At 56.4% G+C, this 16,148-nt stretch carries 15 protein-coding genes; 1 reads left to right on the forward strand and 14 read right to left on the reverse strand.

All coding sequences use genetic code 11. The features are described 5' to 3' along the window. Positions 1–11: 11 nt before the first annotated feature. From pstS to B9Z41_RS09135, 6 genes are all read right to left on the reverse strand, one after another. The gene (pstS, locus tag B9Z41_RS09110) at positions 12–1,046 is read right to left on the reverse strand and encodes a phosphate ABC transporter substrate-binding protein PstS (RefSeq protein ID WP_100146757.1); all 1,035 of its coding nucleotides are present in this window, start codon (positions 1,044–1,046) and stop codon (positions 12–14) included. Between the two features lie 94 nt (positions 1,047–1,140). After that, positions 1,141–1,860, reverse strand: a complete 720-nt coding sequence (locus B9Z41_RS09115) for a hypothetical protein (protein WP_233202607.1) — start codon at positions 1,858–1,860, stop codon at positions 1,141–1,143. A 2-nt stretch (positions 1,861–1,862) separates the two neighbouring features. Further along, positions 1,863–3,194, reverse strand: coding sequence for a phosphoglucosamine mutase (gene glmM / locus B9Z41_RS09120; protein WP_100146758.1), 1,332 nt, complete (start codon positions 3,192–3,194; stop codon positions 1,863–1,865). Positions 3,195–3,230: 36 nt separating this feature from the next. Continuing rightward, on the reverse strand, positions 3,231–4,055 hold the full coding sequence (gene folP / locus B9Z41_RS09125; RefSeq protein WP_100146759.1) for a dihydropteroate synthase: 825 nt from the start codon (positions 4,053–4,055) through the stop codon (positions 3,231–3,233). A gap of 65 nt (positions 4,056–4,120) precedes the next feature. Continuing rightward, positions 4,121–6,034, reverse strand: coding sequence for an ATP-dependent zinc metalloprotease FtsH (gene ftsH / locus B9Z41_RS09130; protein WP_100146760.1), 1,914 nt, complete (start codon positions 6,032–6,034; stop codon positions 4,121–4,123). A gap of 107 nt (positions 6,035–6,141) precedes the next feature. Further along, positions 6,142–6,816, reverse strand: coding sequence for an RlmE family RNA methyltransferase (locus B9Z41_RS09135; protein ID WP_100146761.1), 675 nt, complete (start codon positions 6,814–6,816; stop codon positions 6,142–6,144). A gap of 34 nt (positions 6,817–6,850) precedes the next feature. Here B9Z41_RS09135 and B9Z41_RS09140 point away from each other — a divergent pair, with 34 nt between their 5' ends. Beyond that, positions 6,851–7,324: a YhbY family RNA-binding protein gene (locus B9Z41_RS09140; RefSeq protein ID WP_100146762.1), complete on the forward strand. Its 474-nt coding sequence runs from the start codon at positions 6,851–6,853 to the stop codon at positions 7,322–7,324. 21 nt (positions 7,325–7,345) lie between these two features. Here B9Z41_RS09140 and B9Z41_RS09145 read toward each other — a convergent pair whose 3' ends face one another. The 8 genes from B9Z41_RS09145 to lpxA all read right to left on the reverse strand — a co-directional run bounded on the left by B9Z41_RS09145 (position 7,346) and on the right by lpxA (position 16,134). Further along, a complete protein-coding gene (locus tag B9Z41_RS09145) occupies positions 7,346–7,750 on the reverse strand; it encodes a DUF4149 domain-containing protein (protein WP_100146763.1) in 405 nt (134 codons plus the stop codon). Between the two features lie 7 nt (positions 7,751–7,757). Next, positions 7,758–8,234 carry a transcription elongation factor GreA gene (gene greA, locus B9Z41_RS09150; RefSeq protein WP_100146764.1) on the reverse strand — a complete coding sequence of 159 codons (477 nt, stop codon included), beginning with the start codon at positions 8,232–8,234 and terminating at the stop codon, positions 7,758–7,760. Between the two features lie 13 nt (positions 8,235–8,247). Then, positions 8,248–11,508 carry a carbamoyl-phosphate synthase large subunit gene (gene carB / locus B9Z41_RS09155; protein ID WP_100146765.1) on the reverse strand — a complete coding sequence of 1,087 codons (3,261 nt, stop codon included), beginning with the start codon at positions 11,506–11,508 and terminating at the stop codon, positions 8,248–8,250. Beyond that, the gene (gene carA, locus B9Z41_RS09160; RefSeq protein ID WP_199172965.1) at positions 11,509–12,672 is read right to left on the reverse strand and encodes a glutamine-hydrolyzing carbamoyl-phosphate synthase small subunit; all 1,164 of its coding nucleotides are present in this window, start codon (positions 12,670–12,672) and stop codon (positions 11,509–11,511) included. A 158-nt stretch (positions 12,673–12,830) separates the two neighbouring features. Beyond that, the gene (locus tag B9Z41_RS09165; protein WP_100146766.1) at positions 12,831–13,607 is read right to left on the reverse strand and encodes an RNA methyltransferase; all 777 of its coding nucleotides are present in this window, start codon (positions 13,605–13,607) and stop codon (positions 12,831–12,833) included. Continuing rightward, positions 13,604–14,221 carry a ribonuclease HII gene (gene rnhB, locus B9Z41_RS09170; RefSeq protein ID WP_100146767.1) on the reverse strand — a complete coding sequence of 206 codons (618 nt, stop codon included), beginning with the start codon at positions 14,219–14,221 and terminating at the stop codon, positions 13,604–13,606. The genes B9Z41_RS09165 and rnhB overlap by 4 nt, the downstream gene beginning before the upstream one ends. Further along, positions 14,193–15,335, reverse strand: a complete 1,143-nt coding sequence (gene lpxB, locus B9Z41_RS09175; RefSeq protein ID WP_100146888.1) for a lipid-A-disaccharide synthase — start codon at positions 15,333–15,335, stop codon at positions 14,193–14,195. Before lpxB ends, rnhB begins: the two co-directional genes overlap by 29 nt. Before the next feature lie 4 nt (positions 15,336–15,339). Further along, positions 15,340–16,134, reverse strand: coding sequence for an acyl-ACP--UDP-N-acetylglucosamine O-acyltransferase (gene lpxA, locus B9Z41_RS09180; protein ID WP_100146768.1), 795 nt, complete (start codon positions 16,132–16,134; stop codon positions 15,340–15,342). Positions 16,135–16,148 lie beyond the last annotated feature (14 nt).

Here is a 16,148-nt window from a genome sequence, read left to right on the forward strand (position 1 = left end):
GATGAATAAATTTAGAACGCGACCGACTTGCCGGAAGCGTCTTTGATTTGGCTCCACGACTTACGGATGACGTCTTTCACCTTGTCGGGCATGGGCACATAGTCCAGATCGTCGGCAATCTTGTCACCGTTTTTGTAACCCCAGTCAAAGAACTTGAGCGCTGCAGAGCCGTTGTCAGGCTTGTCTTGCACTTTGTGCATCAAGATGAAAGTGGCGCCAGTGATGGGCCATGCATCTTTGCCAGCTTGGTTGGTCAAAATTTGGTAGAAGCTCTTGGACCAGTCGGCACCGGCAGCAGCCGCCTTGAAGGCTGAGTCGTCAGGCGAGACAAAGTTGCCAGAAGCATTTTTGACTTGCGCAAAAACCATTTTGTTTTGCTTCACATAAGCGTATTCCACGTAGCCAATGGAGTTGGGCAAGCGGCTCACAAACGCTGCCACGCCTTCGTTGCCTTTGCCACCTGCACCTGTGGGCCAGTTCACAGCTGTACCGTCACCGACTTTGGCTTTCCAATCGGCATTGACTTTGCTCAGGTAGTTGGTGAACAAGAAGGTGGTGCCGGAACCGTCAGAGCGGCGCACTGGAGCAATCGTCTCATCGGGCAATTTGACGTTAGGGTTCAAGGCCTTGATGGCAGCGTCGCTCCACTTGGTGATCTTGCCCAGGTAAATGTCACCCAGCACCTCGCCCGTTAGCTTCAACTGACCAGGAGTCAGACCGGCGATGTTGACGACAGGCACCACACCACCAATGACAGTGGGGAATTGCATTTGGTTTTTCTGAGCCAGCTCTTCATCTTTCAAGGGCATGTCCGACGCGCCAAAGTCCACCGTCTTGGCATCGATTTGCTTGATGCCAGCACCTGAACCCACTGATTGGTAGTTGACCTTGTGGCCCGTGGCTTTGTTGTACTCAGCCGCCCATTTGCTGTAGATGGGGGCAGGAAAACTGGCGCCAGCGCCCGTGATGTCTTGCGCCGAAGCGGTGACACCGCCAAAAGCCAGAGCGGTGATGGCCAGCAGTGATTGAATGACATTTGATTTCATGGAGTTTCCTTGTAGGTCATGAAGAGATGTGTGTACTGTATGAACACTTTGTGACAGCTTCGTGACGAAAACCCTAACTTACACGTTCAAGCACTCAATAACGATGCCCCACCGAGAAACGCCACATGGTCTGCGGTGTGAAGTTGATTACCGGGTCATAAGCAATGCGGGTGAAGAAGTGCGCAAAGTCATACGTCACACTCAGGCCCGTGCGGTGCACCATGCGGTCTTCGACCAGACCACTTTTGAACAACACATCGAGCGTCAAGCGCTGACCATCAGGCATGGGGGTGCGATACAGCAAGTGCAGATGCTGTTGATCGGGGTTTTGGCGGTTGTCTCGCACCACTTGCACAGACACCGATTGCAAGGACGACCAACGGTAGCCCACAGAGGCCATCCAGGCATCGTTGGGGTCAAAGTTGAGGTTGACGTAGGGGTGCAGGTTGGTACGTCCTAAGCCGACCCCCGCAAACAATGTGTCGCCCGTTTCAACCGGCAAACTCCCCCCCCAAAAACCACCGGAAGCGGTTTGCACCGAAGGCATGATGCGCCAGTGCGAGGCCTCGAAGCTTTTGTCCCACCCCATGCGAGGTTGAGACACTTGCTGCTCGGGTGAACGGTACCAAGCCCCCCAGATATTGCCTAGCTGGGACGTTTGCCGGACATTGATGTCCAACCCATGGCTGTTGGACAGCCCCCCGCCAGATAAGGCGTACACACCGGTGGTGAACTTGTACGAAGGCTCCTCAGCCTGTGTGCTGCTGCAACCCAGCGCACACCACAGTACCAAGCCAGCGCATCGCTTGATCATGCTCAGACAAGCAAGGTGTCGGCAATACGCTGTGCGCAGCGCTGGGCTTGGTCTGCATCTTGTGCTTCCACCATCACGCGCACCAGAGGCTCGGTGCCACTGGCGCGAATCAACACGCGTCCGCTCTGGCCCAACTCGGTGCGAACTTTCTCGGTTTCTTCTTGCATGCGGGTGTTGGCCTGCCAGTCTTGGCCTGGACGCAAGCGCACATTGACCAGCGTTTGCGGGAACAAGGTGACATCCTTGAGCAAATCAGCCATGGTGCGGCCACTGCGCACGCAAGTTTGCAGCACCTGCAAAGCGCTGACCAAGCCATCGCCCGTGGTGTGCTTGTCCAACGCCAGCAAATGCCCGGAGCCCTCGCCTCCCAAGATCCAATGGTGTTTTTCAAGCTCTTCCAACACATAACGGTCGCCGACCTTGGCACGCACAAATTGCACACCACGGCGGGTCAAGGCCACTTCAACGGCCATGTTGGTCATGAGTGTGCCCACCACGCCAGGTAACACCTCGTCTCTGGCCAAGCGGTCATCGGCCATGAGATACAGCAACTCATCACCGTTGTACAGGCGACCTTGGTCATCCACGATTTGCAGACGGTCGGCGTCGCCATCCAGAGCCACGCCGAAGTCAGCATGGTTGGCTTTGACCGCGCGTACCAACGCCTCGGGGTGGGTAGCCCCCACCTCGTGGTTGATGTTGAGGCCATCGGGGCTACAACCAATCGCCACCACCTCTGCGCCGAGCTCATGGAACACTTTGGGGGCGATGTGATAGGCCGCACCGTGCGCGGCATCGACCACGACTTTGAGGCCTTTGAGGGTCAAGTCATGTGCAAAGGTGCTTTTGCAAAACTCGATGTAGCGACCTGCCGCATCGTCCAAACGGCGGGTTTTGCCCAGGTTCGCGGAATCCACCCAGACGGGGGCTTCTTCTAACGCGGTCTCCACGGCTTGTTCCCACGCGTCGCTGAGTTTGGTGCCTTGGGCACTGAAGAACTTGATGCCGTTGTCAGCAAAAGGGTTGTGACTGGCACTGATGACCACGCCCAAGCTCGCACGCTGCGCACGTGTGAGATAGGCCACACCCGGCGTAGGCAAAGGGCCCAGCAGCACCACATGAACACCCGCAGAGTTAAAGCCTGACTCCAGGGCAGACTCCAGCATGTAGCCTGAAATGCGGGTGTCTTTGCCAATCAACACCGTGGGGTTGGCCTCGGTTTGTTTGAGCACACGGCCCACGGCATGAGCCAAACGCAACACAAAGTCAGGCGTGATGGGAGCTTGCCCCACGGTGCCACGAATGCCATCGGTGCCAAAGTATTGACGTGTCATATTTTTTGTTTTTTGAGGAATGATGGAGAGATTGTCTCAAAGAGTGGCTGACTGCCAGACCTTCAAGGCGTGGACAGTTTGCACAACGTCATGCACACGCACAATGCGTGCGCCTCGCTCAACCGCCAACAGCGCAGCCGCCACACTGGGCACTAAGCGCTCGTGCACCTCACAGCCAGTCACAGCACCGAGCGAGGACTTGCGCGACCACCCCACCAGCAAGGGATAACCCAAAGCAAGCAACTCGGCTTGGCCAGACAGCAATTCAAAATTCTGTGCCACTGTTTTGCCAAACCCTACCCCCGGATCAAGCGTGATGCGCTCACGGGATACGCCCAAAGCATGTAGTTGTTGCGCCTGTTCGTTCAAAAACTCACGGACAACAGGCAAGGCCAAACCTTCCATCGGACGCAATTGCATGGTGCGTGGTTCACCCGCCATGTGCATCAGACACACACCACAACTCGGGTGTGCTGCCAGCACGGCCTGGGCACCCGGTTGGCGCAAAGCCCAGATGTCGTTCACGATGTCAACCCCCGCATCCAACACGGCTTGCATGACCTGTGGTTTGTAGGTATCTATCGACAGCGGCACCTGCCACTGCAAAGCCTCTCGCACCACGGGAAGCACGCGCGCCAATTCCTCCTCCAACGACACCGCAGGCGCTCCAGGACGGGTTGACTCCCCGCCAATGTCCAGCATATCGGCCCCTTCTTTGAGCAATTGCTCGGCATGCGCCAAGGCGGCTTGTGTGGTGGGGTGCTGGCCACCGTCTGAAAAGGAGTCTGGTGTGACGTTGACGATGCCCATCACTTGGGGGCGGCTCAGGTCAATGCGAAAGCGTGTGGTTTGCCAAAACATAAAGCGTCCATGAAAAACGGGGCTTGCGCCCCGTTGGTTGATGTCATCCACTGACTGAACCTCCATCACGCAGCCGATGGGGCTGGATCAGGTTGAACAGCCGGCGTGCCACCACTGCCACCACCCGACGAAGGGGTGCGAGGTGTCCAGTCTTTGGGAGGACGTGGCTCACGGCCAGCCATGATGTCATCGAGCTGCTCGGTGTCAATGGTTTCCCATTCCAGCAGCGCTTTGGCCATGGCGTGCATTTTGTCGGCGTTCTCTTCAATCAGACCGCGCGCCAAGGCATATTGCGCGTCAATGATGCTGCGCACTTCCATGTCCACTTTTTGCATGGTGGCTTCGGACATGTTGGTGGTCTTGGTGACCGAGCGGCCCAAGAACACTTCGCCTTCGTTTTCGGCGTACACCATGGGTCCTAATGCCTGGGTCATGCCGTAGCGCATCACCATGTCACGGGCGATCGAGGTGGCACGTTCAAAGTCGTTGCTCGCACCGGTGGTCATTTGGTGCATGAACACTTCTTCTGCAATACGGCCACCAAAGAGCATGCTGATTTGGTTCAACATGTATTCACGGTCGTAGCTGTAGCGGTCTTGCGCCGGCAGACTCATGGTCACACCCAAGGCGCGGCCACGGGGAATGATGGTCACTTTGTGCACAGGGTCGCACTTAGGCAAGAGCTTGCCAATCAAGGCATGACCAGACTCGTGATACGCCGTGTTGCGACGCTCCTCTTCCGGCATGACCATGCTCTTGCGCTCAGGCCCCATCAAGATTTTGTCTTTGGCTTTTTCAAAGTCGACCATCTCAACCACACGGGCGTTGCGACGCGCGGCCATCAAGGCGGCTTCGTTACACAGGTTGGCCAAGTCAGCACCGCTCATGCCGGGTGTACCGCGCGCGATCACGCTGGCGTTGACATCTTGGCCCAAAGGCACTTTGCGCATGTGAACGTTCAAGATTTGTTCGCGGCCACGGATGTCGGGCAGTGTCACGTAGACCTGGCGGTCAAAGCGGCCTGGACGCAGCAAGGCAGCATCCAAAATATCGGGACGGTTGGTGGCCGCGACCACGATCACGCCGAGGTTGGTTTCGAAACCATCCATCTCCACCAGCATTTGGTTCAGGGTTTGTTCGCGTTCATCATTGCCGCCACCCAAACCTGCGCCACGTTGGCGACCTACTGCGTCGATCTCATCGATGAAGATGATGCAAGGTGCATTTTTCTTGGCGTTCTCAAACATGTCGCGCACACGGGCTGCACCGACACCAACGAACATCTCCACAAAGTCCGAGCCTGAAATGCTGAAGAACGGCACCTTGGCTTCGCCAGCAATGCCTTTGGCCAACAAGGTTTTACCTGTACCTGGAGGCCCGACCAGCAGCAAGCCACGAGGGATACGTCCACCGAGCTTTTGGAATTTTTGCGGGTCTTTGAGGAAGTCGACCACTTCTTTGACTTCTTCTTTGGCCTCATCGCAACCGGCCACGTCGGCAAAGGTCACGGTGTTGTTGTTCTCGTCGAGCATGCGCGCTTTGCTTTTGCCAAAGCTGAAGGCCCCGCCTTTACCGCCGCCTTGCATTTGACGCATGAAGTACACCCACACGCCAATCAACAGCAACATGGGGCCCCAACTGACCAACAAGGTCATGAGCAAAGAGCCTTCTTCGCGCGGTTTGACATCGAACTTGACACCATTGGCAATCAAGTCGCCCACCAAACCACGGTCCAGGTAAGTAGCGGTGGTGCGGATTTTTCGTTCGTCGTTGGTGACAGCGACGATTTCGGTGCCCCCTTGACCTTCTTGAATGGTGGCGGTCTTGATGCGCTTAGCTCGAACTTCTTCAAGGAAGTCCGAATAGCCCATGTAGCCAGAGCCAGCGCCGGGACGTGTTTCAAATTGTTTGAACACGGTGAACAGCACCAAGGCGATCACCAACCAAACAGCGACTTTTGAGAACCATTGATTGTTCAATGTGGGCTCCGAATAGAAAGAGAGTACGGGTCGTACTTAGATGCGCCCCATTTTAGGCCTTTCAAGCCATCAACCCGCGTTATTTGCAGGAATCAGCCATCCCGGCGTCAAGGGTTTGCCACATGGCGATGTTTCAGGCCGATACCAACCAAAAAGGTTTCACTTGATTTATCACGGCTGGCTTTGGGTTTGATCGGTTTGACTACGTGAAAAGTGTCCTTGAACAACTTGGTGAGTGGGCCGTAGCTACTGCCATGAAAGAGTTTGACCACCAAGGCGCCTTCGTCTTTCATATGGTGTTGTGCGAAATCGACCGCCAACTCCACCAGATGGGTAATACGGGCCGCGTCTGCTGACTCGATGCCGGACAAATTGGGGGCCATGTCAGACACCACCACATCGGCCAGACGACCTTGCAAGGCCTGCTCGAGCTGAACCAACATCTCAGGCTCGCGAAAGTCACCGTTCAAAAATTGAACGCCTTCTACAGGCTCCATCGGCAAAATATCCAACGCGATGATGGTGCCATTCAAGGTGCCAACCGCAGCCCCTTCGGGTGATAAGCGACGTCGCACATATTGACTCCAGGCACCAGGCGTGGAACCCAGATCAACCACCAGATGGCCCGGCTTGATCAAGCCCAGTTGCTCGTCAATTTCTTTCAGCTTGAACGCAGCACGCGCGCGGTAGCCATCCTTCTTCGCCATCTTGACGTAAGGGTCGTTGACATGGTCGTTGAGCCATGACTTGTTGACCTTTTTGCTTTTAGTTTTAACTTTCAATTCATACCTTTGAACGAGCGGGGATAATACCCCCATGCCCGCAATTCAACTCACCCCTGCACAACGCAAAATCCACCGCTCAGAAGCCCACCATCTCGACCCCGTCGTGATGATCGGCAATGATGGTTTAACGCCTGCCGTCCTCAAAGAAGCCGAGATGGCGCTCAGCGCCCACGGCCTGATCAAAATTCGCGTCTTGGGCGATGACCGCGCCGCGCGCGAAGAGATGTTTGCCGCCTTGGCAGACCAACTCAATGCAGCACCGATTCAACACATTGGCAAGTTGCTGGTTCTGTGGCGCCCACAACCTGAAAAAGTCCGCGAAGTGGACGAAGATCGTTTGCCAGGCCCACGCGATGTCAAAGTGCTCAAGTACAGCAAACGTGGTGGCCAACGCCCCGAAGTCAAGATGTTGCGCGTATTGGGCAACCAACGACTGACCTCTGGCGGTCAAGTCAAACGCGCCAAGCCGAAGAAAACATCGGTCAAAAAGCGCACGCTGGGCTAATCGGCCCGCACTCAGGCCAGCTCAAGCAACTGGCGATTGAGTGTCCCAGAGCACTTTCGCAGCACACAAACACTGCGCCAAATACAAAGCACTGCCCAGGTTGTGCCAAAGTTTCAAGTTGTCACGCGCCACGATGTGTGGTGCCACCGCAAACTCCAACAGCAAAGCCAGCAACACCCCGCCCAACACCCAAGGTGAGGGGGACTGTGTCAGCCCTTTTGCACGGGCTTGCCGCTGCGCCGACAGCACCAGCAACATGCCACATGCGAGAGACAGCCAGGTTTGCGCTGCAAACAGCTTGGCCGCCATAAGGCCGGCCATGGCTGGCGTGTCCAAATGCACAAACAACAAGGGCACCACCAGCAAGCCGATGGTCGTCATGCTGCCCCACCACAGCGCTGCCAAATAAATTTGCAACCGCGCCACGGGATGATCAGCGGTAAGCCACCGCGACGATTTCGTAACGTTTGATACCGCCAGGCGCCTGAACTTCAGCCACGTCGCCCTCCTCCTTGCCAATCAAGGCGCGGGCAATCGGGCTGCTGATATTGATCAGACCGAGCTTCAGATCGGCTTCGTCTTCACCCACGATTTGATACGTCACGGCGTCGCCTGAGTCTTCGTCTTCCAAATCAACCGTGGCCCCAAACACCACACGACCACCCGCATCGACGGCAGCTGGATCAATGATTTGAGCGGCAGACAGCTTGCCTTCAATTTCTTGAATGCGTCCTTCGATGAAACCTTGACGGTCCTTGGCTGCGTCGTACTCAGCGTTTTCGCTCAAGTCGCCTTGAGCGCGTGCCTCAGCAATCGCATTGATGACTGAAGGACGCTCCACAGTTTTGAGTTTGTGCAGCTCTTCTTTGAGCTTTTCGGCACCGCGCTTGGTGATAGGAATGGTGGTCATAAGCTTGTGTTCTTTAAGCAGTCAACTGAGCGTGCATCTCTTGCACAGAAATGACATCGAGTTGGTCCATGTACTTCATCCCCTCCACCGCCGCTTCAGCACCTGCGATGGTGGTGAAGGTGGTGACACGGTTGAGCAAGGCAGAGGTGCGAATGTGACGCGAGTCCGCAATCGCGTTGCGGCGCTCTTCGACGGTGTTGATCACCAAGGCGATCTCATTGTTCTTGATCATGTCCACGATGTGCGGACGACCTTCGGTCACCTTGTTCACCGTGGCACAGGCGACACCCGCTGTGGTGATGGCCAAAGCAGTACCTTTGGTGGCGATCAACTCAAAACCTTGGGCGACCAGTTGACGAGCCACCTCAATGGCTCGCACCTTGTCGTTGTTTTTGACCGAAATGAACACTTTGCCCGTGGATGAGCCGTCGGCTTGGTGTGGGCGGGGCAACTTGGTGCCAGCGCCCAATTGGCTTTTGACAAAAGCTTCGCCAAAGGTTTTGCCAACCCCCATCACTTCACCCGTGGACTTCATCTCAGGGCCCAGGATGGTGTCGACGCCAGGGAACTTGACGAACGGGAACACCGCCTCTTTGACGCTGAAATAAGGTGGCGTCACTTCATGAAGAATGCCTTGCGAGGCCAGTGTCTGACCGGCCATGCAACGCGCAGCCACTTTGGCCAGCTGAATGCCTGTGGCCTTGGACACGTAGGGCACCGTGCGTGAAGCGCGTGGATTGACTTCCAACACATAGATCACGTCTTTGCCATCCACATGCTGAATGGCGAACTGAACGTTCATCAAGCCCACCACGTTCAAGGCACCGGCCATGGCGGCAGATTGACGCTTGAGTTCGTTCACGGTCTCTGCAGACAGCGAGTACGGTGGCAACGAGCAAGCCGAGTCACCACTGTGCACGCCAGCTTGTTCGATGTGCTCCATCACGCCACCGATGAATGTTTTGCCTTCTGGATCACGTAGGCAGTCCACATCACACTCGATGGCATCGTTCAAAAAGCGATCTAACAACACCGGTGAATCGTGGCTCACTTTGACGGCTTCGCGCATGTAGCGCTCCAAGTCGCGTTGCTCGTGCACGATCTCCATGGCGCGTCCACCCAGCACATAACTGGGACGCACCACCAGGGGATAGCCCAAGGCAGCCGCTTTTTCCAAAGCTTCGGGTTCGGTGCGTGCGGTGGCGTTGGGCGGTTGACGCAGCCCCAGCTCTTGCAACAGGTGCTGGAAGCGCTCGCGGTCTTCGGCTGCGTCGATCATGTCTGGGCTGGTGCCAATGATGGGCACGCCTGCCGCCTCAAGACCCAGGGCCAGTTTCAAGGGGGTTTGGCCACCGTACTGAACAATCACACCGGTAGGCTTTTCTTTGTCCACAATCTCCAACACGTCTTCCAGTGTCAAAGGCTCGAAATACAGACGGTCCGACGTGTCGTAGTCGGTCGACACCGTTTCTGGGTTGCAGTTGACCATGATGGTTTCGTAGCCGTCTTCGCGCATGGCGAGTGCGGCATGGACGCAGCAATAATCAAACTCAATGCCTTGACCAATGCGGTTGGGGCCTCCGCCCAACACCATGATCTTCTTGTTCTGTGTCGGCTCAGCCTCGCACTCGCCGTCTCCGTTGCCTTCGTAGCTGGAGTACATGTAGGCGGTATCGGTGGAGAACTCTGCGGCGCAGGTGTCCACGCGTTTGTAGACAGGGCGCACATTCAAGGCATGACGCTTGGCGCGCACCACATGCTCAGTGGTTTTGAGCAGCTTGGCCAAACGACGGTCGGAAAAGCCTTTTTTCTTCAAGGCGCGCAACTCGTCAGCGGTGATGGCATCCAGCGTCGTAGTTTCGAGTTCCAACTCAATTTTCACGATCTCTTCGATTTGCACCAAGAACCAGCGGTCAATTTTGGTCAACTCAAACACCTCGTCGACGCTCAGGCCCTGGGCGAACGCGTCGCCCACATACCAAATGCGCTCAGGGCCGGGCTCACCCAGCTCTTTTTCAAGCACTTCGCGGTCTTGGGTCTTTTCGTTCATCCCGTCCACGCCAACCTCCAAGCCGCGCAGGGCTTTTTGGAACGACTCTTGGAAGGTACGGCCCATGGCCATGACTTCGCCCACCGATTTCATCTGGGTGGTCAAGCGGCTGTCGGCTGTGGGAAATTTTTCAAAGGCAAAACGTGGGATTTTGGTGACCACGTAGTCAATGCTGGGCTCAAAGCTCGCGGGCGTAGCACCACCGGTGATTTCGTTGCGCAACTCATCAAGCGTGTAACCCACGGCCAACTTGGCCGCTACCTTGGCAATCGGAAAGCCCGTGGCCTTGGACGCCAAAGCAGATGAACGCGACACGCGCGGGTTCATCTCAATCACCACCATGCGACCATCTTTGGGATTGATGGAGAACTGCACGTTCGAGCCCCCCGTGTCCACACCAATTTCACGCAACACAGCCAACGAGGCGTTGCGCATGATTTGGTATTCCTTGTCGGTCAAGGTTTGGGCCGGAGCCACGGTGATCGAGTCACCGGTGTGCACCCCCATGGGATCCAAGTTCTCGATCGAGCAAATGATGATGCAGTTGTCCGCTTTGTCGCGCACCACTTCCATCTCGTACTCTTTCCACCCCAGCAGCGACTCTTCAATCAACAACTCATTGGTAGGCGAAGCTTCCAGGCCACGCTTGCAGATGACCTCGAACTCTTCCGGGTTGTAGGCAATGCCACCACCGGTGCCACCCAAGGTGAAGCTGGGACGAATCACGGTAGGAAAGCCCACCTGCCGTTGCACATCCCAAGCTTCTTCCATGCTGTGGGCAATGCCAGAACGTGCTGAGCCCAGACCAATTTTGGTCATGGCATCTTTGAACTTCAAGCGGTCTTCCGCTTTGTCAATCGCCTCGGGTGTGGCACCGATCAATTCCACTTTGTATTTATCAAGCACCCCGTGGTGCCACAAATCCAAAGCGCAGTTCAAAGCGGTCTGCCCACCCATGGTGGGCAAGATAGCGTCTGGACGCTCTTTGGCAATGATTTTTTCAACCGTTTGCCAGGTGATGGGCTCGATGTACGTGACGTCTGCCGTGGCGGGGTCAGTCATGATCGTGGCGGGATTGCTGTTGATCAAAATGACTTTGTATCCCTCTTCACGCAAGGCTTTGCAAGCCTGCACACCAGAGTAGTCAAATTCACACGCCTGCCCAATGATGATGGGGCCAGCGCCAATGATGAGGATGCTTTTTAGGTCGGTGCGCTTAGGCATTTATTTTTTCTCCATCAAGTTGATGAAGCGGTCGAAAAGATAGGTGATGTCATGAGGACCAGGCGATGCCTCGGGGTGTCCCTGAAAACAAAACGCGGGTTTGTCTGTGCGGGCCAAGCCCTGCAAGGTGCCGTCAAACAAGGACACGTGGGTGGCTCGTAAATTGGCAGGCAATGTTTTTTCATCCACCGCAAAACCGTGGTTTTGGCTGGTGATCGACACGCGGCCACTGTCAAGGTCTTTGACCGGGTGGTTGGCACCGTGGTGTCCAAATTTCATCTTGAAGGTTTTGGCACCGCTGGCCAAGGCCATGATTTGATGACCCAAACAGATACCAAAAGTCGGGATACCTGTTTCAATCAACTCGGCCGTAGCGGCAATGGCGTAGTCGCACGGCTGCGGGTCGCCGGGACCGTTGGACAAAAAGATCCCATCCGGCTGGTGTTTGAGCACTTCGGCTGCCGAAGTTTTGGCGGGCACCACGGTCACTTTGCAACCGCGCTCGGCCAACATACGCAAGATATTTTTCTTGACGCCAAAGTCGTACGCCACGACGTGAAACTTAGGCGTGGTTTGTTCGCCATAACCCTTGCCCAGCGCCCATTCGGTTTGCGTCCAGGCATAGGGCGCGGTCACGGTGACTTGTTGTGCCAAATCGAGACCGGCCATGCTGGGTGCCCCTTGGGCGGCGACAATGGCTTGTTCTTTCAGCGCTTGGCTGACTTGCTGACCTGGCGCCAGGGCCAAGATCGCACCGTTTTGCGCCCCTTTGGTACGCAAGATGCGTGTCAATTGACGGGTATCGATATTGGCAATCGCCACCGTGCCACTCTCGGTCAGATAAGCCGACAAGGTTTGATGTGATCGAAAGTTGCTGGCCACCAAAGGAAGGTCTTTGATGATCAGGCCAGCAGCATGGACTTTGTCAGCTTCGATGTCTTCCACGTTGACGCCATAGTTGCCAATGTGCGGGTACGTCAAGGTGACGATCTGCTGGCAATAGCTGGGGTCGGTCAGAATTTCTTGGTAGCCGGTGAGCGATGTATTGAACACCACCTCGCCTACGGTGGAGCCAGAGGCTCCAATCGAATTGCCGATAAAGACCGTGCCGTCTGCAAGCGCCAAGATGGCGGGCGGGAAGGTTCCCTGAAGAGACAAAAGCACTGGGTTCTCCGGAGTAGTTCGGGTACGCCTCAGCGCTTACAAGAGAACGGGTCTCTTTTTGGCTGCTTGTTCGAGGAATGGGCCTTGGTTGAGCTGGGGCGTACAGGTTGATGCGGGAAAGCCTCTCATTATATCCGAGGCACTCGTTTACCCTTGCGTCACGTCACACGACAAGTGGCACTGGCGTGCAAACAAATCGCGGCAGCAGCGGCCACATTCAATGACTCTTCGCCACCGGGTTGCGCAATACGCACCGACAATGCCGCATGGTCGGCGAGCTGAGGTGAAACGCCCTGCCCCTCATGCCCCATCAGCCAGGCGCACGGCATGGGCAATGCCTGCTGAGCGAGCAACTGGTGCAGGAATGGGCCTTGGTGCGAACTGGTGGCCACCCAAGGCATGTCCAGTGCGTCCAACGCCGAAGGCTCCAGGCCCTCCACCAAATGCAAACCAAAATGCGCGCCCATGCCAGCGCGTAAGACTTTAGGAGACCACAGGGCAGCAGCACCTTTGATGGCCAACACCTGGCCAAAACCAAAGGCGGACGCGCTGCGCAAAATTGAGCCAACGTTGCCCGCGTCTTGCACCCGATCCAGCACCACGGTGGGGGTGTGACGCAAGATGTCGGGTGCCACTGGCACCGTCATCACAAACCCCATCCGCGCGGGGGATTCGAGTCCACTCACCTCGGCAAACAGGGCATCGGGCAACACCGTGTTGCGGGGGGCAGCCTCGGTCCAGTCGCGCGGAGCGATGTCCCATTGCGATTGTGCAAACACGGCATGCTCAGGCCGAACACCACGTGCCAACGCCGCACGACACAGGTGGTCGCCTTCCAACCAAACACGACCGAGTTTGCGATAGGCCGTGCTGTCTTGCGACAGGCGACGCAGCTCTTTGACCAAGGGGTTGTCACGCGAAGTAATCACGTTCATCGCAGCACCTCGGCAACGGGTGAAAAACTGTGACGATGCCAGGGCGTGGCCCCATGGGTACGCAAAGCCTGCAAATGTGCTTCGGTGCCGTATCCCTTGTGACGGTCAAAGCCGTACTCTGGGTATTGAGCATGCAATTGCAGACACCAGCGGTCACGGTGTACCTTGGCCAAGATGGATGCGGCAGAAATGGCGGGTACCTTGCTGTCGCCTTTGACAATGGCTTCGGCCAACACATCGAGGACAGGTAGACGGTTGCCATCCACCAACACTTTGTGCGGCTTGAGGCGCAACCCTTCTACCGCCCGACGCATCGCGAGAAGGGTGGCATTCAAAATATTCAGACTGTCAATTTCCTCCACCGAGGCCTCAGCAATCGAACAACACAGAGCTTTGGCACGGATCTCCTCATACAAACGCTCGCGCTTCAAGGCCGTGAGTTTTTTGGAGTCCGCCAAGCCCACGATTGGGTTCAAGTCATCCAAGATGACGGCAGCGGCCACGACGGGCCCAGCCAAAGGACCTCGCCCAGCCTCATCCACGCCGGCAATCAGACCCGGGGCATCCCAGACCAGCGAAGCCTGTTCAGCGCGCAAGAATTTTTTGGATCGCATGGGCAGCCAATGCAGGGGTGTCACAGCGCAAACTGTCATGCAGTGCGGCAAAACGTTGTTGAACGGCGGTCATGGCGGCGGGTTGTGCCAGCCACTGCAATACCTCATGCGCCATGGCGTCCGGGGTGGCAGCGTCTTGCAACAACTCAGGCACCACAAACTCCTGGCACAAGATATTGGGCAGACCCACCCAGGGTTGGAGTTTTTTACGACGCATGATTTGCCAACTGATCCAGTTCATGTTGTAAGCGATGACCATCGGACGTTTGAAAAGCGCGGCTTCCAGCGTGGCGGTACCACTGGCAATCAGTGTCACATCGCAAGCGGCCAGAGCAGTGTGCGATTGTCCGGTCAACACCGTCAGCCCAGGCACGCCACCTACCTCGCGAACCAGCGCATCGATGCGGGCACGTAACGCAGACATGGCGGGCAAGACAAAGATCAGCCCAGGCTGTTGCTGGGCCATGCGCTGCGCCGCTTGTAAAAAACGACGTGCCAAATATTCAATTTCAGAATGTCGACTGCCAGGCAATAACGCAACCACAGTCGCGTCTTGTGGCAAGCCCAGTGCAACACGTGCCGCAGCACGGTCAACATGTTCAGGAATCGTTTGTGCCAGTGGATGCCCCACGTAGGTGGCAGCAATGCCGTGCGCTTCGAGCAAGGCTTTTTCAAACGGAAAGATGCACAGCACATGGTCTACGCTGCGTCGAATTTTGTCGACTCTGTCAGCACGCCAAGCCCAAATAGAAGGACACACAAAATGCACTGTCGGAATGCCGCTCGCCTTCAGATCATGCTCTAAGTCAAGATTGAAGTCTGGCGCATCCACACCAATGAAGGCGCTGGGTGGTTGGGCCAACAAACGCGCTTTGAGCTGCTGACGAATACCCACAATTTCACGGTAGTGCCGCAGCACTTCCACATAGCCACGCACAGCTAATTTTTCGTAGGGCCACCAAGCTTCAAACCCTTGCTGCGCCATGCGCGGCCCCCCAATGCCGGTGCTTCGCATCTCGGGCCATGTTTGGTGCATTCCCTGCAGCAACAGGCCTGCGAGCAAATCACCCGAGGCCTCGCCAGCGACAAGCGAGAAGGTCACAAGTGCCGACATAGGCTCAGCGCACGATGCCACGTTGTGGCGAGGTCTGGTTCAAGAAGTCGAGCATCATCTGCACATCGGGTGCAGATTCAGGTTTGGATTGCACCAGCGCTGCGATGCGCTCTTTGGCTTTGTCGAGCGTCAAGTCTTCACGGTACAAGGCCTTGTGCATGGCCTTGACTGCGCTGATACGCTCAGGGGAAAAGCCGCGACGACGCAGCCCTTCGTAATTCATGGAGCGCGCCTCTGCCGGCTGCCCTTGGCACATCACAAAAGGTGGCAAATCTGCAAACAGCAACGAATGCATAGCCGTGAAACTGTGAGCGCCAATACGCACAAACTGATGCACCACGGTAAACCCACCCAAGATCACCCAATCACCCACGTGCACGTGGCCAGCCAATTGCGCACTGTTGGCAAAGATTGTGTGGTTGCCCACCACACAATCGTGCGCCAAATGCACATAGGCCATGATCCAGTTGTCATCACCCACACGCGTCACACCCGTGTCGCCGGGAGAACCGATGTTGAAGGTACAAAACTCGCGGATGGTGTTGCGGTCACCGATCACCAATTCGCAGGGCTCCCCCGCGTATTTCTTATCTTGCGGGATCGCGCCCAAAGAGTTGAATTGAAAAATACGGTTGTCGTGCCCAATGGTGGTGTGGCCTTCGATCACGCAATGGGCACCGACCGTGGTACCCGCCCCTATACACACATGGGGGCCAATGATGGTGTATGGCCCCACTTGCACCGAGCTGTCGAGCTCGGCTCGGGGGTCAACAATCGCCGAGGGATGGATAAGACTCATCGTCGCAGGGTGTT

It is taken from the genome of Limnohabitans sp. JirII-31, assembly GCF_002778315.1.
Classification (GTDB): domain Bacteria; phylum Pseudomonadota; class Gammaproteobacteria; order Burkholderiales; family Burkholderiaceae_C; genus Limnohabitans.